The sequence below is a fragment of the Streptomyces sp. NPDC030893 genome (assembly GCF_055571535.1).
In genome coordinates, this window is record NZ_JBVIFC010000003.1 from 26,279 (window position 1) to 50,310 (window position 24,032).

Genomic DNA, 24,032 nt, shown 5'->3' on the forward strand with positions numbered 1-24,032 from the left:
CGGGTCGCTGGGGGCGGTCAGAGGCGTTCGACGATGGTGGCGATGCCCATGCCACCGCCGACGCACAGCGTGGCCAGGCCGTAGCGCTTGTCCTGGCGTTCGAGTTCGTCGACGAGCGTGCCCAGGATCATCGCGCCGGTCGCACCCAGCGGGTGCCCCAGCGCGATCGCTCCGCCGTTGACGTTGACCTTGTCCAGCGACAGACCCATGTCCTTCACGAAACGCAGCACGACCGCCGCGAACGCCTCGTTGATCTCGACCAGGTCGATGTCGTCGATGGTCAGCCCCGCCTTCGCGAGCGCCTTGCGGGCCGCCGGGGCCGGGCCGGTGAGCATGATGGTCGGCTCGGAACCGGACACGGCCGCGGAGACGATCCGCGCACGCGGCGTCAGTCCGCCCCGCTCTCCGGCTTCCTGGGAGCCGATGGCGACCAGGGCGGCGCCGTCCACGATGCCGGAGGAGTTGCCCGCGTGGTGGACGTGGTCGATCCTCTCCACCCAGTGGTACTTCTGCAGCGCCACGGCGTCGAAACCGCCGAGTTCGCCGATGTCCGCGAAGGACGGCTTCAGTTTGCCCAGCGAGTCGGCGGTGGTGCCGGGGCGCAAGTGCTCGTCGTGGTCCAGGACGACCAGACCGCTGCGGTCCCGCACCGGGACGACCGACCGCTCGAAGCGGTTCTCCTTCCAGGCGGTCGCCGCCCGCTCCTGCGACAGGGCCGCGTACTCGTCCACGTCCCGCCGGGAGAACCCCTCGATGGTCGCGATGAGGTCCGCACCGATGCCCTGCGGGACGAAGTTGACGGCCAGGTTGGTCATCGGGTCGTTGAACCAGGCGCCGCCGTCGGAGGCCATGGGGACGCGGGACATGGACTCCACGCCGCCCGCGAGGACGAGGTCCTCCCAGCCGGAGCGGACCTTGGCGGCGGCGAGGTTGACGGCCTCGAGACCGGAGGCGCAGAAGCGGTTCTCCTGGACGCCGGCCACGGTGTCGGGCAGCCCGGCCGCGATGGCGGCGACACGGGCGATGTCGGAGCCCTGGTCGCCGACCGGGCCGACGACACCGAGCACGATGTCGTCCACGGCCGCCGGATCCAGGTCCGGGAAACGGTCACGGAGCTCGTGGATCAGCCCGACGACCAGATCGATGGGCTTGGTCCCGTGCAGGGCGCCGTTCGCCTTGCCGCGCCCGCGCGGGGTGCGGATCGCGTCGTACACATACGCTTCGGTGCTCACGAGGAGGCCTTTCGCCGAGGGTTCGAGGGCGTGGAGGAGTGCGGGGGTGCCGGGGCCGCGGGCCGGCGCGGGTCCCCGTCGCGGGGCAGGTCCCAGTCGCGGGCCACGTCGTCGGTGTGGGCGCCCGGCAGGGCGGGGCCGGTGCGGATGCCGGCCGGGGTGGCGGAGAACCGCGGGGCCGGCGCGGGCTGGGTGATGCCGGCGTGTTCGGTGAAGGTGCCGCGGGCGGCGAGATGCGGGTGGTGCGGGGCCTCGCCGAGGGACAGCACGGGTGCCACGCACGCGTCGGTGCCTTCGAAGACGGCCGTCCACGCGTCGCGGGTACGGGCCTTGAACCGGGCGGCGGCCCGCTCGCGCAGTTCCGGCCAGCGGGTGACGTCCATATGGGCCCCGGCGAGGTCGTCGAGGCCGAGCAGACGCAGGAACTCCGCGTAGAACCGCGGCTCCAGGGCGCCGACCGCCATGTGCCCGCCGTCGGCCGTCTCGTAGGTGCCGTAGTAGGGGCAGCCGCCGTCGAGGAGGTTGGCGCCGCGCCGGTCCTGCCAGACGCCGGCGGCGAGCATGCCGTGGATCATCGCGGAGAGGTGGGCGGCGCCGTCCACGATGGCGGCGTCGACGACCTGTCCGGTGCCGGTCGCGCGCGCGTGGTGCAGTGCGGCGAGGACGCCGACGACGAGGTAGAGGGAGCCGCCCGCGTAGTCGCCGAGCAGGTTGGCGGGGACGGCCGGGGGCCGGTCCGGGTCGCCGATCATGCCGAGGGTGCCGGTGAGGGCGATGTAGGCGATGTCGTGTCCCGCGCGGTCGGCGAGGGGGCCCTGCTGGCCCCAGCCGGTCATCCGGCCGTAGACCAGGCGCGGGTTGCGGGCGTGGCAGTCGGCGGGGCCGACGCCGAGCCGCTCGGCGACGCCGGGACGGTATCCCTCCACGAGGACGTCGGCGCGTTCGGCGAGGTCCAGGACGCGGCCGGGGCCGTCGGGGGCCTTGAGGTCGACGATCACGGACCGCTTGTTGCGGTTGGTGATGTCGCGGGCCGGGTCGATGCCGAGGCCGGGGCCGTCCGGACGGTCCACGCGGACGACGTCGGCGCCCAGGTCGGCCAGGAGCATGGCGGCGAACGGGCCCGGCCCGATCCCTGCCAGCTCGACCACGCGCACACCGGTGAGCGGGCCGTGTCCCGGCGTCCTCGCCTCCGTCATCGAGCCCCCATCGGATGTGACACTACTGGTGTAACACCTGTGATGTTAAGAACACGTTCCACCCGGCACAAGACCGGGCGAGCAAGCGCTTGGCCACAGTAGGGGGCGGCGGCACCGCACGGCCGGCCGGCGTACGTCCGCCCTCCCGGGGCCGTGGCCGGCGCGGGCTTTCTCCCACTTCTCGGCGCGAGCTTTTTCCCACTTCTTCAGGGCGTTCGAGGACACGGTCATCGCTTTCCTCCGGGCTCGTCGTCGGGCTCCGCACCCCTCACGCTAGCCTCGGCCACCGACAGCGGCGCGGCTGCACGACCAAGGGGTGTCATGAGCAGGCTGAACAGGACGGACCGTCCGTACGACATCGTGCTCTTCGGAGCGACCGGCTTCGTCGGGACACTGACCGCGGAGTACCTCGCCGCCCATGCCCCCGACGGGCTGCGCTGGGCGATCGCCGGCCGCGGCACCGGCAAGCTGGAACGGCTGCGGGAGCGGCTGCCCGGCGGCGCGGAGGTCGGGCTGCTGCGGGCGGACGTGTCCGACCCGGCCTCCCTGCGGGCCCTCGCCGAGCGGGCGCGCGTGGTCGCCACGACGGTGGGCCCGTATGTGGAGTACGGCGAGGAACTCGTCGCCGCCTGCGCGGACGCGGGGACGGACTACGTCGACCTCACGGGTGAGCCGGAGTTCGTGGACCTGATGTACGTCCGTCATGACGCACGCGCGCGGGAGACGGGCGCGCGGCTGGTGCACGCGTGCGGCTTCGACTCGGTGCCGCACGACCTGGGCGCGTACTTCACCGTGCGGCAGTTGCCGGAGGGGGTGCCGCTGACCGTGGACGGCTTCGTCACCGCCGACGCGGCCTTCTCGGGCGGGACGTTCGCCTCGGCGCTGAACCAGTTCGCCCGGCATCGCGGTCTCCGCGCGGCGGCCCGCGAGCGCAGGCACCACGAACCGCGGCTGGTGGACCGCCGGGCCTCGGCACCCCTGGGCGCGCCGCGCTACGCGCCGGAGGTCGGCGCCTGGGCGCTGCCGCTGCCGACGATCGACGGGCAGATCGTGCGCCGCTCGGCGAAGGCACTCGACCGGTACGGCCCCGACTTCCGCTACCGGCACTACGCGGCCGTGCGCCGTCTGCCGGTGGCGGTGGGCGGGGTGGCGGCCGTGGGCGCGCTGGTCACGGCCGCCCAACTGCCGTCGCTGCGGCGGCGGCTCTCCGACCGCCTCAAGCCCGGCGACGGGCCGAGCCCGGAGAAGCGCGCCCGCAGCCGGTTCACCGTCCGTTTCGTCGGCGAGGGCGGCGGCCGGCGGGTGTACACGGAGGTGGCGGGCGGCGACCCCGGCTACGACGAGACGGCGAAGATGCTGGCCGAGGGCGCCCTCAGCCTGGCCCTCGACGACCTCCCGCCCACGGCGGGGCAGGTCACGACGGCGGTGGCGATGGGCGACGCGCTGATCGACCGCCTGCGGAGGGCGGGCCTCCGCTTCCGCGTCGTCGCGACGCGCTGACGGCGCGGGCGGGGGGCGTCAGAGCGCCCACCGGGCCAGTGTGTGGATCATCCCGATGGTCCAGCCCAGCGCGGCCAGAACGGCGAGGGAGAGTCCCATGGCCACGCCCCGCCGGCCGGCGGGGCGGGCTTCGGCGGCAACTGGCTTGGACGCACGGTGGGTTGTCATGCGCATCAGCCTGCCCGCGGGACGGTGGGCGGACATCCGTGCGCGTACTCAGTGCGTACTCAGGCGCGGGGCGTGGGGGCGTGGGGGCCTGGGGGCGGATCAGTGCGGGCTTCGGAGGACGGGAGCGACCGTCTCCCGCAACGCCCGGCGGCACAGGGCGTCCGCCCTGCGGGTGGTCTCGGGGAGACGGTAGACGGGGGCCAGGGCGAGGGTGTGGGCGCAGGCGTTGTCCAGGCTCACGCGGTGGCCGACCGAGACGAAGACCGGCTTGACGGCGTCCCGGGTGCGCAGGGCCCGGCCGACCTCCTCACGGCCGGCGAGCAGCGGGGCCGTGCTGCCGCGCGGGGTGGCGGGTTCGTCGTAGGTGAAGGTGAAGGGGTTCTTGGCGACGCCGATCGTCGGCAGTCCTGTGAGCACGCCCAGGTGGCTGGCCAGGCCGAAGCGGCGGGGGTGGGCGAGGCCGTAGCCGTCGCAGACCACCAGGCCCGGCGGGCACGGCAGGTCCGCCAGGGCGGCGAGCACGGTGGGGATCTCGCGGAACGCGAGCAGTCCGGGGACGTACGGGAAGGAGATCCGGCCGACGGCCGTGGTCTCGGCGACGACGTCCAGGGTCGCCGCGTCCAGGACGACGGCCGCCGCGGCGACGAGGTCCCGCTCGTCGTCGTACGCCACGTCCACTCCGGTGACCCGGCCGGTCCCCGGTGGCGGGCCGGGTTCGTCGAGCACCACACGCGCGCGCAGCGCGTCCTGCACCGCGCGGGCCTCGTCCTCGGTCACGGGCCAGCCGGCGGGTGTGTGTGCGGTCGTCATGATGCCCCTGAGCCTATGGGAGGGGCGTGCTCTGCGCGGAGGGTGTCCCCGGGGCCGGGGGCCTCCGCGCGGAGGGCGGCTCACTTGCCGAGCGCGCGCTGGAGCTGGCTCTTGTTCATGCTCGAACGGCCCTCGACATTCCGCTTCTTGGCCTCTTCGTACAGCTGGTCGCGCGTGGGTCCCTGGGAGCCCTTGCCGGACCGCTGGCCGCCGCGCTTGCCGGAGGACATGTCCTGCGTCGAGGTGCGGCTGGCCGTCTTGGACTCACCGGACCGGGCGCGTTCCTTGTTCACCGTCCGGGCGGCGATCTCCTTGGCGCGTCCGGTGCTCTCGCCCCGGTCCTGCGCGCTCTCCTTGATGTGCTCGTACTGACGCTCCCGCTTGGGGCTGGAACCGCGTGGCATGTCCGCTCACTTCCTCTCGCGTACGGCGCACGGGTACCCACCCCGGCGGCGATAAGGGTCCCCGCACCCGTCGGTGCACCGGGCGGGCGAGGCCCTGCCCGCCACCTGGCAGCCCCGGAAGTGCGTGCGGGGTATGCGCCGGCACCGGCGGTTCGGCAGGTACGGCCGACATCGACGCCCCGGGCGGCGGCAGCCGAGGTCACGCGAACGGCCGACCGTGGCATACGAGCCGGCGCCGACGGCCCGCCAGGTACGGCCGTCGGTCACGGCGCGCGCCACGGCGGACGACGTCACGGGCGCGACCGGCCGGGTGCGGCACGTGCGCCGTCGGCCCGGCAGCCGTAGTCCCGCGAGCGGCCGACCGTGGCATACGAGCCGGTGTGGACGGCCCGCCAGGTACGGCCGTCGGTCGCGGCGCACGCGCCACGGCGGACGACGTCACGGACACGAGCCGTGGTCAGGCCTGCCGGCGGGTGAGGCCTGCGACCGGTGCCGACGGTCCGGCAGATGCGGCCGGTGTCCGCCGGGGGGGCGCGGCGGCGGGCGAGGCCGAAAGCGCGGTCGGCGGGATGCAGCATGCCACGCCACCGGCCCGGCAGCCGCGGTCGCGCGAGCGGCCGACCGTGGCGTACGAACCGGCGCCGACGGCCCGCCAGGTACGGCCGTCGGTCACGGCGCACGCCACGGCGGACGACGTCACGGACACGACCGGCCGGGTGCGGCACGCACACCACCGGCCCGGCAGCCGCGGTCGCGCGAGCGGCCGACCGTGGCGTACGAACCGGTGCCGACGGCCCGCCAGGTACGGCCGTCGGTCGCGGCGCGCGCCGCGGTGGACGACGTCACGGACACGACCGGCCGGGTGCGGCACGCGCACCGCCACCGGCCCGGCAGCCGCGGTCGGGCCTGCCGTCGGGTGAGGCCTGCGACCGGTGCCGGCGGTCCGGCAGGTGCGGGCGCGGTCGGCAGGGTGTGGCACGTGCGTCGGTGTGGTGCGGGCGGGGTCGGGGCGGCGGGCGGGGGCCTGCTCCGGTGGCTCGCGGCGACCGGCCGTCGCCGGGTGTCGTCCGGTGGGGCTCCGGGTGGTGTGGGGGGCGTGTGAGGAGAGCCGTGTCACTCGGGTGCATGAAGGCGGTGACAGAGGTCACTCGCTTTTCGTGTGCACGGATTGGCCGATTCCGTCGTCTCATCCCGTAGCCGACGCGATCCGCCCGGAAGCCCGCCCAGCCGTCACGAGGGAGCAAGGCGTTGTCCACCGTCATCGAGCAGCCCGTAGAGGCCCGCCTGGTCGCCGCCGCGCCGCGGATGCCGAACATCCCCGCCACCCTGCACTACGACCGCGACGACCCGTTCGCCGTCCGTATGACCTTCCCCGCACCCGCCACCCTGGAAGGCGTCGAGGTCTGCTGGACCTTCGCCCGGGAGCTGCTCGCCGCGGGTCTGGAGGGCCCCGAGGGGCACGGTGACGTACGGGTGCGCCCGTACGGCTACGACCGCACCGTGCTGGAGTTCCACGCCCCGGAGGGGACCGCCGTCGTGCACGTCCGCTCGGGAGAGGTGCGCCGGTTCCTGGAGGCCACGGGCGAACTGGTGCCGGCCGGTCTGGAGCACCTGCGGCTCGACCTGGACCACTGTCTCGCGGAACTGATGCGCGACGCCTGACGCGCGGCGTCAACGCCCACCGCTCGTCGGGCAACGAGGGCGGCGGGCCCGGCGCGGGCTCAGCGGCCCCTGGCCGGCGAGGGCTGCGGTGCGGTGTCGGCCAGCCCGGCGCGCAGTTCGCGCAGGACGGCGGCGAACGCGGGCGCGGACGCCCCGGCGCGGTGGGCCAGCTCCTCGGCGCGGCGGTCGTCGCGGGAGCCGTGCGGGGGCGGCGCCAGGCCCGCCGCGGTGGCCAGGGCGAGGGCGGTCGCGGTCGGCTCGGGCACGTCCTCGGCCGGTGTGGATCCGTCCAGGACGAGGCGAGCCTCCCGGTGCAGGGCGTCCGCGCGGGCGGTGTCCGCCAGGACGTGGTCCACGGACGGGAACACCCCGAGGACCCGGTGCTTCTCGGCGCGCAGGACGCCTTCGGCCACCAGCTGCTCCCGGACCGCCTCCAGGGTGTGCCGCGCGTACAGCGTCACCCAGGCGCGCCAGCGGTGCGGGAAGGACTCGCTGACCAGCTCCAGGAGACCGTCCAGGACCGGGTCACCGGTGCGGGAGTCCAGGTCGAGCGGTGTGACGATCCCGTCGTCGTCGATGAGCAGACCGCGCCGTGCGAGCTCGGCGAGGGCCCCGGCCCGCACCAGGGGGGCCGGCCGTCGCGGGTCGGTGTCCCAGGCCATGAGGCAGAGGCGGGCGGGCAGGGAGAGCGGGCCGTTGGGCACGGGGCCTCCTCGGGGCGGTGACGTCGTGGTCCGTAAATGCGTTGACAGCCGGTGCGGCCGCTCCTACGGTGTAAAACGCTTCTGTTGCCGTCGAATGGAGAAGGACGTTGCTCGTCTGAGGTTCTGAGACACCGCGTCACACCGGTCAGGTGTGTACGCAGCGTGCGACCTCGGCGTTCGAGCCGTCCTTGCGGTCCCTCCGGAACAGGGCTTCTCTCTTGCCCACGGTTTCCCTCCGGCTGCCGGTCGTCGTCCCGCGGTGTCTCGATACGCGTTTGCCCCTGATCGCCCCGAGCAACCGCGGAGGCCCGCATGTCACCTTCCCTCACCTGTACCTCCCTCGCCTTCACCTGGCCCGACGGCACCGCCGTCTTCGAGGGCCTCGACGTAGCCTTCGGCCCCGGCCGCACCGGGCTCATCGGCATCAACGGGTCCGGTAAATCAACCCTGTTGAAGCTCATCGCCGGTGAGCTCACCCCCGCCGACGGCGCCGTACGCGTCACCGGCGAGGTGGGCTACCTGCCGCAGAACGTGACCCTGGACACGACACTGAGGGTCGACGAGGCCCTCGGGATCGCAGCCCGGCGGGCCGCGCTGCACGCCATCGAGGCGGGCGACGTGGCCGAGGAGCACTTCGAGACCGTCGGCGACGACTGGGACGTCGAGGAGCGCGCCCTGGCCACGCTCGGTGAACTCGGCCTCGGGCACATCGGTCTCGACCGCACGGTCGGCGAGGTGTCGGGCGGCGAATCGGTGCTGCTGCGGCTCGCGGCACTGCTGCTGCGGCGCCCGGACGTCCTGCTGCTCGACGAGCCCACCAACAACCTCGACCTGTACGCCCGCAGGCGGCTCCACTCGGCGGTGGCGGGCTGGCCGGGCGTCATGATCGTGGTGAGCCACGACCGTGAACTGCTCGAACTGGTCGACCAGATCGCGGACCTGCGCTCGGGCGAGGTCACCTGGTACGGCGGCAACTTCTCGGCGTACGAGGAGGCGCTGGCCGTCGAACAGGAGGCCGCCGAGCGGATGGTGCGCGTCGCCGAGGCGGACCTGCGCAAGCAGAAGCGCGAACTGGTGGACGCCCAGGTCAAGTTGGCCCGCCGCAAGCGGTACGGGCAGAAGATGTTCGAGCAGAAGCGCGAGCCGAAGATCGTCATGGGTGCGCGCAAGCGCGCGGCGCAGGTGTCCGCGGGCAAGCACCGCATCATGCACGAGGAGAAGCTCTCCGAGGCCAGGGAACGGCTCGACGACGCGGTGGAGGCCGTACGGGACGACGACGAGATCCGCGTCGACCTGCCGTACACGGCCGTACCGCCGGGACGGGGCGTGCTCACGCTGATGGATCTGGAACTGGCCTACGGCGCCCGGGTGGGCGGCGGCTTCGATCTGCGCGGCCCGGAGCGGGTGGCGCTGATCGGACGCAACGGCGCGGGCAAGACGACGCTGCTGCGCACGCTCGCCGGGGAGCTGGAGCCGGTCTCCGGCGAGGCGAGGACCCATGTGCCGCTGCGGTTCCTGCCGCAGCGTCTCGACGTCCTCGCCCCGGAGCTGACGGTCGCCGAGAACGTGGCGCGGTTCGCGCCGGGCGCGACCAACAACCGGGTCAGGGCCCGGCTCGCCCGGTTCCTGTTCCGGGGCGCCCGCGCCGACCAGAAGGCGGAGACCCTCTCCGGCGGCGAGCGGTTCCGGGCGGCGCTGGCCGCGCTGATGCTGGCGGAGCCCGCGCCGCAGCTGCTGATGCTGGACGAGCCGACCAACAACCTCGACATGGCGAGCGTCCGGCAGCTCACCACCGCGCTGGAGTCGTACGAGGGAGCACTGATCGTGGCCAGTCACGATCTTCCGTTCCTCGAGTCGGTCGGGATCACCCGGTGGCTGCTGATGGAGGAGGGAGAGCTGAAGGAGATCACGCAGGAGGACGTCGAACGTCCGGCCTAACGTCAACGGTAGGGGACGGGTGGGGAGTTCGCTCCCCACCCGGCGGAGGGGCCCCGGCGGGCCGTGCGCCGGGACCGTTACCGGTGGTACTTCTCCTCGGCGTCAGGGGTGGTCGTGTCCGGATTCGCCCTGCATGATGGCTGCGCCGACGCCCGTGGGAGGCCGGCCGCCGCGCGGGCTCCCCCGGGCCGGCCGTGCCGTGCCCGCCCCGTCCGAAAGGCGCACCCGTGCCCAGCAAGAAGGCCCTCGTCCGCCGTCCCGCTCCCCGCCTGGCCGAAGGTCTGGTGACGCACATCGAACGGGAAGCCGTCGACTTCGACCGCGCGACGGAGCAGTGGGAGGCGTACACGGAGGCGCTGCGTGCCCACGGCTGGGAGACGATCGAGGTGGACCCGGCCGACGACTGCCCGGACTCGGTGTTCGTGGAGGACACGGTGGTGATGTACCGGAACGTGGCGCTGATCGCCCGCTCCGGCGCCGAGTCCCGGCGCGGCGAGACGCTCGGTGTGGAGGAGGCCGTGGCGTCGCTGGGCTGCTCCGTCAACTGGGTCTGGGAGCCGGGCACGCTGGACGGCGGCGATGTGCTGAAGGTCGGCGACACGGTGTACGTGGGCCGCGGCGGCCGCACCAACGCGGCCGGGGTGCGGCAGGTGCGGGCCGCGTTCGAGCCGCTGGGGGCACGGGTGGTCGCGGTGCCGGTCGCGAAGGTGCTGCATCTGAAGTCGGCGGTCACCGCGCTGCCGGACGGGACGGTCGTCGGGCACATCCCGAACATGGACGCGCCCTCGGTCTTCCCGCGTTTTCTGCCCGTGCCGGAGGAGGCCGGGGCGCACGTGGTGCTGCTCGGCGGGGACAAGCTGCTGATGGCGGCGAGCGCGCCGAAGACCGCGGAGCTGTTCGCGGACCTCGGCTACGAGCCGGTCCTGGTGGACATCGGCGAGTTCGAGAAGCTCGAGGGCTGTGTGACGTGCCTCTCGGTGCGCCTGCGGGAGCTGTACGCCTGAACGGGGCGCGTGTCACCCGTACGGCCCAGCGACCTGCGGCTCCGGACGTACGGCGGCGCCACGCCCGCCCGGAGCGACCCTGCTGATCAGCGGTCTTTACGACACCCTTAACCTACGGCTACGTAACCTACGGATTCGTAGCCTACGATTCCGTAGGTTCCCGGCACCGCTCGCCGGATCTCCGCTTGTCACCGTCCCCTGGAGTCACCCGTGTCGCTCACTTCTCCCCACCTGGGCAGCCCTTCGGTCTGGACCGACGCCCGGCTGTTGTACGCACTGGAGGAAGTGGTCGAGAAGGAGCTCAACCGGCATCTGAAGGTCGCCAAGGACTGGATGCCGCACGAGTACGTGCCGTTCAGCGACGCCCGCAACTTCCCCGGCTTCTTCGAGGACGGCGAGGCCTGGGACAAGGAGCAGTCGAAGGTCACCGAGGTGGGCCGGATCGCCCTGGTGGTGAACCTGCTGACCGAGGACAACCTCCCCAGCTACCACCACGAGATCGCCACCCTGTTCGGCCGGGAGGGCGCCTGGGGCACCTGGGTGCACCGCTGGACGGCCGAGGAGGGCCGGCACGGCATCGTGATGCGGGACTACCTGCTCGCCTCGCGGGCGGTGGACCCGGACAAGCTGGAAGAGTTCCGGATGGCGCACATGAGCGAGGGCTTCGAGTCGGACAACCGGCACTCGATGCTCCACTCGATCGCCTACGTCGCCTTCCAGGAACTGGCCACCCGGATCTCGCACCGCAACACCGGCCACCAGTCGGGGGACCCGGTCTGCGACCGGATGCTGGCCCGCATCGCGACCGACGAGAACCTGCACATGGTCTTCTACCGCAACCTGCTCAAGTCGGCCTTCGAACTCGCCCCTGACCTCACGATGCAGGCGGTGCGCGATGTCGTGGTGAACTTCCGGATGCCCGGCCACGGCATCCCCGGGTTCGAGCGGGCCGCCGCGCAGATGGCCATCGGTGAGGTGTACAACCTGCGCATCCACCACGACGACGTGCTGCAGCCGGTGCTCCGCTTCCTGAAGGTCCTGGAGATCGACGGGCTGGGCCCCGAGGGCCTCAAGGCCCAGGACGAACTCGGCGTGTTCATGGGCGGACTGGACGCGGAGGCCGCGAAGTTCGACGAGAAGTTGGCGGCCCGCAAGGCCCGGATGGCGGCGCGGGCCGGCCGCTGAGGAACCGCGGGGCGGGGCGGTTGCTTCTACCGTCCCGCGCGCCGCAGTGCGAGGCGTTCCTTCTCCGACATGCCGCCCCAGACACCGAAGCGCATGTCGTGGGAGAGGGCGTACTCGAGGCAGGTGGCGCGGATCGGGCAGAGACCGCAGATCCGCTTGGCCTCGCGGACCGAACTGCCGGGCTCGGGGAAGAAGAAGTCTCCTCCCGTCTGCGCGCACAACGCCTCTTCCTGCCAGGCGAGGTCGGGCATCGGGAATGTGTCGGTGTGCATGGCCGGAAGCGTGCCGGACGGCGAAAAACGTTCGATCAACGCGGCATCAACGCGGGGGCGCGGGTGGCGGCCGGTGCGGATGATGATGGCGCCGGGGAGCCCGGTACGCACGGCGGCGCGCCGCAGCGCGGCGATCACCGCCGGGGCGACCCGCCGATGGGCGCGGTATTCCACGCCCCCGCCGCCCCTTCCCGTCCCGTCCTGGGGCTCCGCCCCGGACCCCGCCCCTCAAACGCCGGAGGGGCTGAAAGGGGGGCGGATCACGCGGAGGTGCGGCGGATCAGTGTCGTGGGGAGGATCAGGCCGGAGCCCGCGGGCTCCTCCCGGGTATCGATGCCGTCGAGCGCGCGCAGCAGCACGCGGGCCATCAGACGCCCCATCCCCTCGATGTCCTGGCGGACCGTGGTCAGCGGCGGCTCGGTCTCCTCGGCGATCGGCAGCATGTCGTCGAAACCGACGACCGCCACGTCGTCCGGCACCCGCCGCCCCCGCTCCCGCAGCACCCGCAGGGCCCCCGCCGCCATGAGGTCGTTGCCGGCGAACACGGCGTCCAGGCCGGGGTGGCGGTCGAGGAGTTCCCGCATCGCCCGCTCGCCGCTCGCGGAGGTGAAGTCGCCCTCCACGACCAGCCGGGGATCCGCGCCGGCCATGACGTCGCGGTAGCCGTCGAGCCGGTCCACGGCCGAGGTCTGGTCGAGGGCGCCGGTGATGTGGGCGATGCGGCCGCGGCCGAGGCCGAGGAGATGCCGTACGGCCTCCCGGGCACCGCCCCGGTTGTCGCAGTCGACGTAGACGACGCCGCCGCGCCCGCCGGTGAAGTCGGGCCGGCCCCCGAACACGGCCGGGACGCCCGCGCGCCGGATCAGTTCGGGCAGCGGGTCGTCGATGTGGAGCGAGATCACCAGCGCGCCGTCGACATGGCCGCCGGCGAGGTAGCGGCCGACGCGGGCGTGGTCGTCGCGGTCCTCGGTGAGCAGCAGGACGAGCTGGTTGTCGTGGGCCGTCAGCTCCTTGCTGATGCCGCGCAGCTGGCGGGCGAAGAAGGGGTCGGCGAAGACGCGGGTCTCCGGTTCGGCGACGATGACGGCGACGGCGTCGTGCCGCCTGGTCACCAGGCTGCGGGCCGCCTGGTTGGGGACGTACCCGAGTTCCTCCACCGCCCGCCTCACCCGTTCGGCGAGGGGTTCGCGCACCCCGTCGGAGCCGTTGACCACGCGGGAGACCGTGGCCCGGGAGACCCCGGCCCGTGCGGCCACCGCCTCCAGCGTGGGGCGCGGCACTGTCTCGGTCACTTGGGCGCTCCTCACCTGCGGCTGCGGGAAAGGATAGCCCCGGCCCGCCCAGCGGCGAGAGCGCTCTCGGATCATGTCCGGCGCGGTCAGTGCCCGTGTGTCGGCTCCTCCCCGGCGGCGGGCTCATGGGCGTGCTCGTGCTCGTGCGGGTCGTACCCGGGGATGGTGCCGTCCGGCTTCTTCACCAGGAACAGGCCGACCATGCCCATGTCGGAGTGGCTCTGGACGTGGCAGTGGTACATCCAGGCGCCCGCGCCGACGCCCTCCCCCGCGATGATCTGGAAGCCGAAGGAGTCGGCGGGGCCGCAGATCTTGTTGTCGATGACCTGGCTGGGGTCGTCGGGGCCGGTGAGCATGCCGGTGCGGTTGTCGGCCCAGCGGTGACCGTGCATGTGGAAGGTGTGGTAGTACTCCCCGTGCGTGATCATGACGATCTCGACGCGGTCGCCCACGGTGGCCTCGAAGTCCGGGCCGGTGTGGGCGGGCTTGTTGTTGATCGTCATGTCGTTGAAGACGATCGTGTGGGTCGCGTCGGGCAGGATGTCGCCCTTGCGGCGGACGATCACGGGTCCGTAGAGCCCGTTGCGGATGCCGCCGGTGCCGTGCGCCGTGCCGACGACGTGGTCGTGGTAGTGCCAGTAGCCGGCGCTGCCCGACCGCCAGGTGCCGTCGGAGCGCCGGCCGGGCTTGTGGGTGCGCCAGGTGTAGGTGCGGGTGCCGCCCGGCTCCACATGGCTCTTGTTCTGCTTGGTGCCGTCGCTGGAGATCTCGTAGTCGAGGCCGTGGACGTGCAGGCTCACGGGTACGGCCATGGTGTTCTCGAACTCGACGTGCAGGGTGTCGCCCTCGTTGAGCTCGATCAGCGGGCCCGGGACGGACGCCTTGCCCTTCTCGAAGCCGTAGCCCATCCGCCCGCCGTCCAGCCGCTCGGCGTACATCTTGACGCGCCGTACCTCGCCCCCGGCGGGCGCGGTCCTCGCCGGTGCGGCCGCGCCCACGGCGTCGGGCGCGCTCACGGCCTCCGGCGCGACGGACAACGATGTCGCGACGGCCGCACCACCCAGCAGTACCCGCCGGTTGAAACCGCGTCTGTCCATGCCGAACTCCCCAGTTGACTCCGTCGGCTGTCATGAACCTGTGAAACCGTAGCGGCCCACCCCTGGTTTATCCACACTCAGGACAAAGTTTGATTCATTGCGGCCATAGGTATTGGCGTGTGACGCAAAGAGGTCTAGCTTCCTTGACGCTGTTGCTGCGACCGAGGAGGGGTGGGTGGCCGCGTGCGGTCCACATCGCATCAAGAACCCATGCGCTTACGAGGGTTGAGCAGGTCGAGCGCCACGAGCGCACGAAGGACGAGAACGAGACGACGCCTGTGGGCGGCCACGGTGACCGCCGGAGCCGTCACCGCCGGACTGCTGTCGGGTCCCGCCGCCGGCGCGCGCCCGGCCCCGGATCCGTCCCCGACAACGATGTCCGTCAAGTCGCCCCCGGGCGGCGCGAACGTACGGGTGCTGCTCTTCCACGGATCGGCGGCCGGCGGTGACGAGTCACCGCTCGTGAACGCCGGCATCGCGGCGATCGAGAGGATCGGCCTGTCCGGCCCGGAGAACCAGCGGTTCACGGTCACCGCCACCGACAACGCCGCGGTCTTCACCAACGCCAGGAAGCTGGGCCGTTTCAACACCGTCGTGTTCCTGACCGGCGGCGGGGACGTCCTCGACCCGGACCAGGAGGCGGGCCTGGAGGCCTACATGGAGGCCGGCGGCGGTTTCGTCGGCCTGCACGACGCGGCCCGCGCGGAGCCGTACTCGGACTGGTTCACCGGCCTGATCGGCGCACGCCCGGCCCCTTCGAGCCCCGACAAGGTGCAGCGGGCGACCGTGGAGGTCGGCGACCGGGCGCATCCGGCGACCAAGAGCCTGCCGATGCAGTGGAAACGGCCCGACAAGTGGCTCAACTGGGTGAAGAACCCCTCCGGCGACGTGCACACGGTCGCCAGGGTGCGCGAGTCGACCTACGCGCCCGGGGCGGGCGCCAACGGCTGGGACCACCCGGTCAGCTGGTGCCGTGACTACGACGGCGGCCGGTCCTTCTACACCGGGATGGGCGGCACGGTGTCGTCGTACGACGAGACCGACTTCCGCGAGCATCTGCGCGGCGCCCTGCTGTGGACCAACCGTCTCGTCCAGGCGGACTGCAAGGCGACCATCACCGGCAACTACGAGGCGGAGCGGCTGACCGAGCCCAACCAGCCGGGCCGGAACGACCAGATCGGCGAGCCGCACGGCCTGGTCACCGCCCCCGACGGACGGGTCCTCTACATCGGCCGGGGCGGCGCGGACGCCTCGCAGCCGGTCGTCACCGACTGGAACGACCCCGACATCGGCAAGGGCAAGGGCGAGATCCACGTCTACGACCCGGAGACCGGGAAGGTCACCCTCGCCGGGGCGCTCACCGTCTTCGGCAACAAGGGCGGCGGCGACGAACTGCGCAAGGTCGAGGAGGGCCTGCTCGGCATCGAACTCGACCCGGGGTTCGAGGAGAACGGGTGGGTGTACCTGCACTACACGCCCCACTCGGAGATCGACCGGGACAGGCGCATGGCCGACCGGCGGGTCTCCCGCTTCACGCTCGACCCGGCCACCGACAAGCTGGACCTGGCCAGCGAGAAGGTGCTGCTGGAGTGGCCGGTGCAGATCCACAGCTGCTGCCACGCGGGCGGCGGGATGGCCTGGGACTCCAAGGGCAACCTGTACATCGCCACCGGTGACAACAACTCCAGTGGATTCAGCGGCGGTTACTCGGGCAACAACCCGGAGCCCAACTTCAAGGGCGTCTCCTTCGCGGACGCGCGCCGCACCGCCGGCAACACCAACAACCTCAACGGCAAGATCCTGCGCATCCACCCCGAGCCGGACGGCACGTACACCCTCCCCGAGGGCAACCTGTTCACCGGTGAGGAGACCGCCGAGGGCGGCGGGAAGACCCGCGGCGAGATCTATGTGATGGGCGTGCGCAACCCGGCGCGCATCTCCGTCGACAAGAAGACCGACATCCTCTACGCGGGCTGGGTCGGCCCGGACGCCGGCTCCCCGTCGACGACCTGGGGCCCGGCGAAGTACGACACGTTCGCCGTGATCACCGAGGCGTCCAACCGCGGCTGGCCGTACTGCATGGGCAACAACCAGCCCTACCGGGACCGCAATCTGCCCGACCCGTCGAAGCCGCTGGGCTGGTACGACTGCGACGCCCCGAAGAACGAGTCGCCGAACAACGACGGCCTGGTGAATCTGCCGCCGGTGACCGCCAACAACATCTGGTACTCGCCGCAGGGCGGCGCGCCGGACTTCCCGCGCGACGGGAACGGCGTCCCGTCGTACGAGCAGGACGAGGCCACCTACCGGCTGCCGTGGCTGAAGGGCGGCGGCCAGGCCGCGATGAACGGCCCGGTCTACCGCTACGACGCCGGCAGCGCCAGTGAGGTCAAGTGGCCGGCGTACTGGGACGGAAAGTGGTTCGTCGGTGACTTCTACGACGCCGACCAGCCGCGCAACGCGGTGCTGATGGACCCGAAGACGCAGGGAGACGGCGGGCTTCCGGTGCACTCGGAGTCGTTGAAGAAGATCGTGCCGGTGGGCGACGACGGCATCAGGAACCTGATGGGCTGGAAGTTCGGCCCGGACGGCGCGCTGTACGTCCTCGACTACGGCCGCGGCTTCTTCACCTCCGACACCAAGTCCGCGCTGTGGCGGGTCACCTACACGGGCGGCGGGCCCACCCCGGCCGCCGGCCAGTTGGCGAGGAAGGCCGGATGAGACCAGTGATACGGCAACGAGGAGTGTGGGCCGGTCTGCTGGCCGCCCTGCTGATGACGCTCGGTCTGCAGACGTCGACGTCCGCGGCCGGCGAGTCCGCGGCCCCGGCCGCCGAGGCGGCGGAGCAGGTGCTGACCTGGACCGCCGGTGACAGCATCAGCGCGTACACGTCCGCGCCGGCCACCGCGGTGGCCGGCCCGGCGACGATCGTCTTCGAGAACAGCGCGGCCACCGGCAACACCACCGGTATGCCGCACACCCTGACGTTCGTCACCTCCGACCCGGAGTTCAACGACGACGTCCAGCTCAACATCCTGGCCAACCCCGGTGACGCCCAGGGCGGCCGGCACACCGCCGAGGTGGTCCTCACCCCGGGCCGGTACTTCTACCACTGCACCATCCCCGGCCACGGCGAGATGCAGGGCATCCTGACGGTGACCGAGGGCGGTGGTGAGGACACCACGGCGCCCGAGGCCACGGCGGAGGTGACCGGCACGCAGAACGACAAGGGCGAGTACATCGGTTCGGCGAGCGTCAGCGTCGAGGCCACCGACGAGGGCTCGGGCGTGGACCGGATCGAGTACGCCATCGGGGCCGACGGCGCCTGGCAGCCGTACACCGCCCCGGTCGTGATCGACCAGGTCGGCACCCACACGGTGCGCTACCGCGCCCTGGACAGGGCGGGCAACGTCTCGGCGGTCGAGAGCGCGGAGTTCACGGTCGTCCCGCCGCCGACCGACGACACCACCGCGCCGGAGACATCGGCCACGGTGGACGGCGAGAGGAACGACGACGGCGCCTACATCGACATGGCGACGGTCACCGTCACCGCGTCCGACACCGGCTCCGGCGTCAACACCATCGAGTACGCGATCGGGGCGGACGGCGCCTGGCAGACGTACACCGGCCCGGTGATGGTGCACCGGGCCGGCACCCACACGGTGCGCTACCGCGCCACCGACAAGGCGGGCAACGCGGCGGCCGTCAGGAGCGTGGAGTTCACGGTCGTCGCCGCGCCCCCGCAGGACACCACCCCGCCGGTGACCGGCGTGACCGTCGGGGGCGTCAGGAACTCCGACGGGGCCTACGTCGGGGACGCCACGGTGACCGTCAGCGCCGACGACGGGCACGGCGGTTCCGGTGTGGCCGGTATCGAGTACTCCCTCGACGGCGGACCGTACCTGGCGTACACCGGGCCCGTGGTCGTCGACCGGGCGGGCCGGCACACCGTGGCCTACCGGGCGAGCGACAAGGCCGGCAACACCTCCGCGCCGCTCACGGTGAGCTTCACGGTGGTCGCCGACGGCGGGGTTCCCGCACCCAACTGCCCGGAGTACGACGAGCGGCTGACGGTGATCGTCGGCACGGTCGACTCGGGTGTGCCCAACCGGGTCACCAACAACCGGTGCCGGATCGGCGAGCTGATCGAGGACGAGAAGCAGTGGACCTCGCAGGCGCTGTTCCTCAAGCACGTCCAGAGCGTCCTGGACGCGCTCAGGAAGGAAGGGGTCATCGACAAGCGGGAGCGGCAGGCGATCAACCGGGCGGCCAGGCAGTCCGGTATCGGCACGCCCGGCCAGACCGACGGCTACCGCAAGATCCTCGACGGCACCGCGGAGTCGTTCGCCAAGTGGCAGCACGTGGGCGGCGGTTCGTTCGCCCTCAACCCGGACGGGTCGATCACCTCCGGCACCACCCGGGGCGGGCTCGGCATGCTGTGGTTCCCCGAGCGCAAGTACGGCGACTTCTCGCTGAAGCTCCAGTGGCGGGACGACGCCCCGGGCACCGGCAACGCCAACTCCGGTGTGTTCGTGCGGTTCCCGCAGCTCCACGACCATCCGGAGGAGCCGAGGCCCGAGTGGGTCGCCATCAAGTACGGGCACGAGGTGCAGGTGTTCGACTCGCCCACCGGCGACATGTACAAGACGGGCTCGGTCTACGGCTTCGACCGGGTGGGCCTGGCCGGCGCGGGCGTGACGCAGAAGGGCACCTGGAACGACTACGAGATCCGCGTGGTGGACCAGCACTACTCGGTCTACCGCAACGGCGTGCTGATCAACGAGTTCGACAACATCGGCGGCCAGGACTTCACCCCGCCGCGCTCGGACGACCCGGGCACGGACGGGCGGCGGTTCGCCTCCGGCTACATCGGACTGCAGGTGCACGGCACCTCGGACGTCGTCTCCTACCGGGACGTCCGGATCAAGGACCTGTAGTTCCGGGCAGGTTCGTGTGAACGAGCCGGGTCAGGAGGCCGGGGGTCGCGGCTTCCGGGCCCGGCTCGGCTGCACCCGGCTGGGCTCTCCCGGCATCTTCGGGTACTCGGGCGGATACGGCAGATCGCCCAGGCCGTGGTCGTGCTCGTCGCGGCGGGCGAGTTCCAGCAGCGGCTCCAGGGAGAAGGCGTGATCGTCCATGTCCGCGTGCACGTCGCCGAGTTCGGCGAAGCGCGCGGGCATGGTCGTGATGTCGAAGTCCTGCGGGTGCGCGACCCCGACCTCCTCCCAGCGCAGGGGCGCCGATACGGGCGCGTGCGGACGGGGGCGCACGGAGTAGGCGGAGGCGATGGTGCGGTCGCGGGCGGTCTGGTTGTAGTCGACGAAGATGCGTTCGCCGCGCTCCTCCTTCCACCACTTGATGGTCACCTGCTCGGGCATCCGGCGTTCCAGTTCCCGTCCCACGGCGATGGCGGCGCGGCGGACCTGGGTGAAGGTCCAGCGCGGTTCGATGGGCACGAAGACATGGATGCCCCGTCCGCCGGAGGTCTTGGGCCAGCCGCGCAGCCCGCCGAACTCCTCCAGGACGGCCCGTAGTTCGTGCGCGGCGCGGGCGGCGTCGTCGTAGTCGGTGCCGGGCTGCGGGTCGAGGTCGAGGCGGAGTTCGTCGGGGTGGTCGACGTCGGCGCGGCGCACCGGCCAGGGGTGGAAGACGAGGGTGCCGTACTGGGCCGCCCACACGACGGCCGCCTCCTCGGTGGGGCACATCTCGTCGGCGCTGCGGCCGCTGGGGAAGGTGATGTGGGCGGTGGGGATCCAGTCGGGCATGCCCTTGGGCGCGCGTTTCTGGTAGAACCACTCGCCGGTGATGCCGTCCGGGTAGCGCTGCAGGGTGGTGGGCCGCTCGCGCAGGGCGCGCAGGATGCCGGGGGCGACCGCCTGGTAGTAACGGGCGACGTCCAGCTTGGTGTAGCCGTGGTCCGGGAAGAAGACCTTGTCCGGACTGGACAGCCGTACCGTCCGGCCGCCCACCTCGAGTTCCACCGCGTCACCCATGCGAGCCACGGTAGGCGTAGCGCACATACCTCGCACACCGGGCGGCAACGGGCGGCAACGGGCGCTTTCGCGCAGAATCGGAGCATGGATCTTCCCGTCATGCCGCCCGTGAAGCCGATGCTCGCCAAGCCGGTGGCGAAGATCCCGCCGGACATGCAGTACGAGGCGAAGTGGGACGGTTTCCGGGCCATCGTCTTCCGTGACGGGGACGAGGTGGAGCTGGGCAGCCGGACGGGCAAGACGCTGACCAGGTACTTTCCCGAAGTGGCGGCGGCGGTGCGGGAGCGGTTGCCGAAGCGGTGCGTGCTGGACGGGGAGATCGTCGTCGCCCGGGAGGGGCACCTCGACTTCGACGCGCTGACCGAGCGGATCCACCCGGCCGACTCGCGGGTGCGGACGCTCGCCGAGCGGACCCCGGCGTCCTTCGTGGCCTTCGACGTGCTGGCGCTGGGCGACGAGTCGCTGCTGGAGGTGCCGCTGTCCGAGCGGCGGGAGGCGCTGGTCGGGGCGCTGGAGGGGGTCGCACCGCCGGTTCACGTGGCACCGGCGACGCGGGATGTCGAGGTGGCGCGAGGCTGGTTCGAGCAGTACGAGGGGGCGGGCCTGGACGGGGTGATCGCCAAGCCTCTCGGTCTGCGCTACCGGCAGGACGAACGGGCCATGTTCAAGATCAAGCACGAGCGCACGGCCGATGTGGTGGTCGCCGGGTACCGGCTCCACAAGAGCGGCCCGGTCGTGGGTTCGCTGCTGCTGGGCCTGTACGACGAGGGCGGCGTTCTCCAGCACGTGGGTGTCTGCGCGGCCTTCTCCATGAAGCGGCGCGCGGAACTGGTCGAGGAGCTGGCGCCGCTGCGGATGGACGACGTGTCGGGCCACCCCTGGGCGGCGTGGGCGGACGAGGCGGCGCACGGGACGGCACGGCTGCCGGGCGCGCCGAGCCGCTGGTCGGGGAAGAAGGACCTGTCCTGGGTGCCGCTGCGGCCGGAGCGGGTGGCGGAGGTGGCCTACGACCACATGGAGAACGGGCGGCGTTTCCGGCACACCGCCCGCTTCCGCCGCTGGCGCCCGGACCGGGCCCCCGGGAGCTGCACCTACGCGCAGCTGGAGGAGCCGGTCCGCTACGACCTGGCCGAGATCCTCGGCGGCCCCTGAGCGGCCGGGGCGCCGGGTCCGGGCCCCGGATCAGGGCCGGAGCACCACCTTGACCGCGCCGTCCTGCTTCTTCTGGAACATGTCGTAGGCGTGCGGGGCCTCCTCGAGCGGCATGTGGTGGGTGGCGAAGCCGTCCACGCCGAGGGGGTCCTCGTCGGTGAGGTAGGGGATGATCTCGTCGCTCCAGCGGCGTACGTTCGCCTGGCCCATGCGCATCTGGATCTGCTTGTCGAACAGGGTCAGCATGGGCATCGGGTCGGCCATGCCGCCGTAGACACCGCTGATGGAGATGGTGCCGCCGCGGCGCACCAGGTCGATGGCCGTGTAGAGGGCGGCGAGCCGGTCGATGCCGAAGCGTTCCGCCATCGGTGCGCCCAGTTTGCGGGGCAGCAGGGCCGAGGCGTTCTGCACCATGCGGGCCGCCGCGCTGCCGTGTGCCTCGGTGCCGACGGCGTCGATCACGGCGTCCGGGCCGCGGCCGTCGGTCTGGTCGCGGATCGCGGCGACCAGTTCCTTCTCGTCGTCGAAGGAGCTCAGGTCGAAGGTCTCCACGCCCCGCTCCTTCAGCCGGCGCAGCCGCTCGGGGACGAGATCCACGCCGAAGACCCGTCCGGCGCCCTGGACCTGGGCGATCCGGCAGGCCATGTCGCCGATGGGCCCGAGTCCGAGCACGGCGACGCTGCCGCCCTGCGGGACACCGGCGTAGGCGACCGCCTGCCAGGCGGTGGGCAGGACGTCGGAGAGGTAGAGGAACCGGTCGTCGGAGGGCCCCTCGGGGACCTTGATGGGGCCGTACTGGGCCTGCGGGACGCGCAGGTACTCGGCCTGGGCGCCCGGTACCGCGCCGTACAGCCGGGTGTAGCCGAACAGGGCCGCGCCCATGCCCTCGGCGCTGACCTGGGTGGTCTCGCACTGGGTGGGCAGTCCGGTCAGGCACATCCAGCAGTTGCCGCAGGCGATCTGGAACGGGACCACCACCCGGTCGCCCGCCTGGAGGTCGGGCACCGCCGCTCCGACCTCCTCGACGATCCCCATCGGCTCGTGACCGAGGATGTCGCCCGGTGTCATGAACGGGGTGAGCACCTCGTACAGATGCAGATCGGATCCGCACAGTCCGCTGGAGGTGACGCGGATGACCGCGTCCGTCGGCTCCTCGATCCGTGGGTCGGGCACGTCGTCCACTCGTACGTCCCGCTTTCCCTGCCAGGTCAGTGCCCTCATCGCCGCCCGCTCCCTCCGTCGTGGCCGGTGTGTCGCTCCTGGGGTGGGCGACCGGGTACCCGAGTGGCCGCGCGCCGAACCGCGGGGCGCTGGGCCGATCGGCGGACGCCACCGCGCGGGAGCACCACCGGTCCGCTATGGCCATAGACGATCCGAAAAGCGCACAATCGAGACAACGGATGATATGAGGCAGGCGCGGTGACGACGGTGGGCACGGAACGAGGAGCGCGCCGACGGCGCGGTACGGGGACGGGGATGCTGCTCGCCGCCGCGCTGGCGGCCGGTCTGGCCGCGGGCTGCACGACGTCGGACGGTCCGCGCGACGACGGGCGGAACCCGCCCGGCGAGTCGGAGACCCGGCCGGCCGGGGACAGTCCGCCCCCGCTCGCGGTGAAGATCGACAACGCGCCCGCCGCCCGGCCCCAGACCGGCCTGGACGCCGCCGACGTGGTGTACACCGAACAGGTCGAGGGCGGGAGCAGCAGGCTGATCGCCGTGTACGCCACCGAGCTGCCCGGGTCCGTCGGTCCGGTGCGCAGCGCCCGGGAGTCGGACCTGGAGCTGCTGCGCCAGTTCGACCGGCCGTTGCTGGCCTTCTCCGGGGCGCAGAGCAAGCTGGTTCCGCTGATCGAGCGGGCGCCGCTGGAGGCGGTGACACCCGAGTCGGAGCCCGGGGCCTACACCCGGGACCCCGGTCGCGCCGCGCCCCACAACCTGTATCTGCGGCCCGAGCGGCTCATGGACGAACCGCCCGGCGAGGCCGCCCTGACCACCGGATTCCGCTTCGGCGAGCCCCCGGCGGACGGCGAGCCCGAGAACGAGTTCACGATCCGCTACCCGGCGGCCCGCTTCACCTTCACCTGGTCGGGCGCCCAGGACCGCTGGCTGGTGTCGATGGACGGCACCCCGGCGCTCACCACGGACGGCGAACGGCTGGCGCCCGCGACGGTCGTCGTGCAGTACGTGACCGTGCGCGCTTCCGGCTTCCGGGACTTCCTCGGCAACAACACCCCGTACACCGAGACGGTGGGGTCCGGGGAGGCCACCGTGCTGCGCGACGGACGCGCCTACGAGGCGAACTGGAAGCGTCCGGCCGCCGAGGACGGCACCTCGTTCACCACCGACTCGGGCGAGGCGATGAACTTCGCGCGCGGCCAGGTGTGGGTGGTGTACGCGGAGAGGCCCTAGCCGGGCCGGCCCCG

At 72.3% G+C, this 24,032-nt stretch carries 20 protein-coding genes; 9 read left to right on the top strand and 11 right to left on the bottom strand.

All coding sequences use genetic code 11. From position 1 onward, the window contains the following. Nucleotides 1-17 precede the first annotated feature (17 nt). Together ACZ434_RS07900 and ACZ434_RS07905 are read right to left on the bottom strand one after the other, a co-directional pair. Nucleotides 18-1,232, bottom strand: coding sequence for an acetyl-CoA C-acetyltransferase (locus tag ACZ434_RS07900; RefSeq protein WP_468452997.1), 1,215 nt, complete (start codon nucleotides 1,230-1,232; stop codon nucleotides 18-20). Further along, nucleotides 1,229-2,428, bottom strand: coding sequence for a CaiB/BaiF CoA transferase family protein (locus ACZ434_RS07905; RefSeq protein WP_468452999.1), 1,200 nt, complete (start codon nucleotides 2,426-2,428; stop codon nucleotides 1,229-1,231). Before ACZ434_RS07905 ends, ACZ434_RS07900 begins: the two co-directional genes overlap by 4 nt. Before the next feature lie 321 nt (nucleotides 2,429-2,749). On the opposite strand from ACZ434_RS07905, the gene ACZ434_RS07910 reads away from it, so the two are divergent. Continuing rightward, nucleotides 2,750-3,928, top strand: coding sequence for a saccharopine dehydrogenase family protein (locus ACZ434_RS07910; protein ID WP_468453001.1), 1,179 nt, complete (start codon nucleotides 2,750-2,752; stop codon nucleotides 3,926-3,928). An 18-nt stretch (nucleotides 3,929-3,946) separates the two neighbouring features. On the opposite strand, the gene mmpA is transcribed toward ACZ434_RS07910, so the two are convergent. The 3 genes from mmpA to ACZ434_RS07925 form a co-directional block, all read right to left on the bottom strand. Further along, nucleotides 3,947-4,096: a morphogenic membrane protein MmpA gene (gene mmpA / locus ACZ434_RS07915; RefSeq protein ID WP_468453003.1), complete on the bottom strand. Its 150-nt coding sequence runs from the start codon at nucleotides 4,094-4,096 to the stop codon at nucleotides 3,947-3,949. Between the two features lie 99 nt (nucleotides 4,097-4,195). Beyond that, nucleotides 4,196-4,906 (bottom strand): endonuclease V, encoded by a 711-nt coding sequence (locus tag ACZ434_RS07920; RefSeq protein ID WP_468453005.1) that lies wholly within the window; start codon nucleotides 4,904-4,906, stop codon nucleotides 4,196-4,198. A gap of 80 nt (nucleotides 4,907-4,986) precedes the next feature. Further along, nucleotides 4,987-5,310: a plasmid stabilization protein gene (locus ACZ434_RS07925; protein WP_468453007.1), complete on the bottom strand. Its 324-nt coding sequence runs from the start codon at nucleotides 5,308-5,310 to the stop codon at nucleotides 4,987-4,989. Nucleotides 5,311-6,558: 1,248 nt separating this feature from the next. On the opposite strand from ACZ434_RS07925, the gene ssgD reads away from it, so the two are divergent. Further along, a complete protein-coding gene (gene ssgD / locus ACZ434_RS07930; protein ID WP_468453009.1) occupies nucleotides 6,559-6,972 on the top strand; it encodes a spore wall synthesis regulator SsgD in 414 nt (137 codons plus the stop codon). A gap of 59 nt (nucleotides 6,973-7,031) precedes the next feature. Here the strand turns inward: ssgD and ACZ434_RS07935 are convergent, their stop codons facing one another. Continuing rightward, the gene (locus ACZ434_RS07935; protein ID WP_468453011.1) at nucleotides 7,032-7,676 is read right to left on the bottom strand and encodes a GOLPH3/VPS74 family protein; all 645 of its coding nucleotides are present in this window, start codon (nucleotides 7,674-7,676) and stop codon (nucleotides 7,032-7,034) included. Between the two features lie 312 nt (nucleotides 7,677-7,988). On the opposite strand from ACZ434_RS07935, the gene ACZ434_RS07940 reads away from it, so the two are divergent. From ACZ434_RS07940 to ACZ434_RS07950, 3 genes are all read left to right on the top strand, one after another. Then, on the top strand, nucleotides 7,989-9,614 hold the full coding sequence (locus tag ACZ434_RS07940; RefSeq protein WP_468453012.1) for an ABC-F family ATP-binding cassette domain-containing protein: 1,626 nt from the start codon (nucleotides 7,989-7,991) through the stop codon (nucleotides 9,612-9,614). Nucleotides 9,615-9,841: 227 nt separating this feature from the next. Beyond that, nucleotides 9,842-10,618: a dimethylargininase gene (gene ddaH, locus ACZ434_RS07945; protein WP_468453014.1), complete on the top strand. Its 777-nt coding sequence runs from the start codon at nucleotides 9,842-9,844 to the stop codon at nucleotides 10,616-10,618. Between the two features lie 210 nt (nucleotides 10,619-10,828). Then, nucleotides 10,829-11,803, top strand: coding sequence for an acyl-ACP desaturase (locus ACZ434_RS07950; RefSeq protein WP_468453016.1), 975 nt, complete (start codon nucleotides 10,829-10,831; stop codon nucleotides 11,801-11,803). A 26-nt stretch (nucleotides 11,804-11,829) separates the two neighbouring features. Here ACZ434_RS07950 and ACZ434_RS07955 read toward each other — a convergent pair whose 3' ends face one another. The 3 genes from ACZ434_RS07955 to ACZ434_RS07965 all read right to left on the bottom strand — a co-directional run bounded on the left by ACZ434_RS07955 (nucleotide 11,830) and on the right by ACZ434_RS07965 (nucleotide 14,464). Then, nucleotides 11,830-12,075, bottom strand: a complete 246-nt coding sequence (locus ACZ434_RS07955) for a WhiB family transcriptional regulator (protein ID WP_468453672.1) — start codon at nucleotides 12,073-12,075, stop codon at nucleotides 11,830-11,832. Between the two features lie 260 nt (nucleotides 12,076-12,335). Beyond that, nucleotides 12,336-13,367, bottom strand: coding sequence for a LacI family DNA-binding transcriptional regulator (locus ACZ434_RS07960; protein ID WP_468453018.1), 1,032 nt, complete (start codon nucleotides 13,365-13,367; stop codon nucleotides 12,336-12,338). Between the two features lie 86 nt (nucleotides 13,368-13,453). Next, on the bottom strand, nucleotides 13,454-14,464 hold the full coding sequence (locus tag ACZ434_RS07965; protein WP_468453019.1) for a multicopper oxidase domain-containing protein: 1,011 nt from the start codon (nucleotides 14,462-14,464) through the stop codon (nucleotides 13,454-13,456). Nucleotides 14,465-14,674: 210 nt separating this feature from the next. Between ACZ434_RS07965 and ACZ434_RS07970 the strand changes: the two genes are divergently transcribed. Both ACZ434_RS07970 and ACZ434_RS07975 read left to right on the top strand, forming a co-directional pair. Beyond that, nucleotides 14,675-17,185 carry a ThuA domain-containing protein gene (locus ACZ434_RS07970; protein ID WP_468453021.1) on the top strand — a complete coding sequence of 837 codons (2,511 nt, stop codon included), beginning with the start codon at nucleotides 14,675-14,677 and terminating at the stop codon, nucleotides 17,183-17,185. Nucleotides 17,186-17,208: 23 nt separating this feature from the next. Further along, nucleotides 17,209-19,401: an OmpL47-type beta-barrel domain-containing protein gene (locus ACZ434_RS07975; protein WP_468453674.1), complete on the top strand. Its 2,193-nt coding sequence runs from the start codon at nucleotides 17,209-17,211 to the stop codon at nucleotides 19,399-19,401. 30 nt (nucleotides 19,402-19,431) lie between these two features. Here the strand turns inward: ACZ434_RS07975 and ligD are convergent, their stop codons facing one another. Next, a complete protein-coding gene (ligD, locus tag ACZ434_RS07980; RefSeq protein WP_468453023.1) occupies nucleotides 19,432-20,457 on the bottom strand; it encodes a non-homologous end-joining DNA ligase in 1,026 nt (341 codons plus the stop codon). An 84-nt stretch (nucleotides 20,458-20,541) separates the two neighbouring features. On the opposite strand from ligD, the gene ACZ434_RS07985 reads away from it, so the two are divergent. Next, on the top strand, nucleotides 20,542-21,609 hold the full coding sequence (locus tag ACZ434_RS07985; RefSeq protein ID WP_468453025.1) for an ATP-dependent DNA ligase: 1,068 nt from the start codon (nucleotides 20,542-20,544) through the stop codon (nucleotides 21,607-21,609). Between the two features lie 30 nt (nucleotides 21,610-21,639). On the opposite strand, the gene ACZ434_RS07990 is transcribed toward ACZ434_RS07985, so the two are convergent. Continuing rightward, a complete protein-coding gene (locus ACZ434_RS07990; RefSeq protein WP_468453027.1) occupies nucleotides 21,640-22,830 on the bottom strand; it encodes a zinc-dependent alcohol dehydrogenase in 1,191 nt (396 codons plus the stop codon). 255 nt (nucleotides 22,831-23,085) lie between these two features. Here ACZ434_RS07990 and ACZ434_RS07995 point away from each other — a divergent pair, with 255 nt between their 5' ends. Further along, on the top strand, nucleotides 23,086-24,018 hold the full coding sequence (locus ACZ434_RS07995; RefSeq protein WP_468453029.1) for a DUF3048 domain-containing protein: 933 nt from the start codon (nucleotides 23,086-23,088) through the stop codon (nucleotides 24,016-24,018). Nucleotides 24,019-24,032: the final 14 nt, after the last annotated feature.

Coding starts and splice junctions, on each gene's coding strand:
- ligD (WP_468453023.1), bottom strand. CDS start 20,457: ATGGGTGACGCGGTGGAACTCGAGGTGGGCGGCCGGACGGTACGGCTG.
- ACZ434_RS07995 (WP_468453029.1), top strand. CDS start 23,086: ATGCTGCTCGCCGCCGCGCTGGCGGCCGGTCTGGCCGCGGGCTGCACG.
- ACZ434_RS07970 (WP_468453021.1), top strand. CDS start 14,675: ATGCGCTTACGAGGGTTGAGCAGGTCGAGCGCCACGAGCGCACGAAGG.
- ACZ434_RS07905 (WP_468452999.1), bottom strand. CDS start 2,428: ATGACGGAGGCGAGGACGCCGGGACACGGCCCGCTCACCGGTGTGCGC.
- ACZ434_RS07925 (WP_468453007.1), bottom strand. CDS start 5,310: ATGCCACGCGGTTCCAGCCCCAAGCGGGAGCGTCAGTACGAGCACATC.
- ACZ434_RS07910 (WP_468453001.1), top strand. CDS start 2,750: ATGAGCAGGCTGAACAGGACGGACCGTCCGTACGACATCGTGCTCTTC.
- ACZ434_RS07955 (WP_468453672.1), bottom strand. CDS start 12,075: ATGCACACCGACACATTCCCGATGCCCGACCTCGCCTGGCAGGAAGAG.
- ACZ434_RS07940 (WP_468453012.1), top strand. CDS start 7,989: ATGTCACCTTCCCTCACCTGTACCTCCCTCGCCTTCACCTGGCCCGAC.
- ACZ434_RS07990 (WP_468453027.1), bottom strand. CDS start 22,830: ATGAGGGCACTGACCTGGCAGGGAAAGCGGGACGTACGAGTGGACGAC.
- ACZ434_RS07985 (WP_468453025.1), top strand. CDS start 20,542: ATGGATCTTCCCGTCATGCCGCCCGTGAAGCCGATGCTCGCCAAGCCG.
- mmpA (WP_468453003.1), bottom strand. CDS start 4,096: ATGACAACCCACCGTGCGTCCAAGCCAGTTGCCGCCGAAGCCCGCCCC.
- ACZ434_RS07920 (WP_468453005.1), bottom strand. CDS start 4,906: ATGACGACCGCACACACACCCGCCGGCTGGCCCGTGACCGAGGACGAG.
- ACZ434_RS07965 (WP_468453019.1), bottom strand. CDS start 14,464: ATGGACAGACGCGGTTTCAACCGGCGGGTACTGCTGGGTGGTGCGGCC.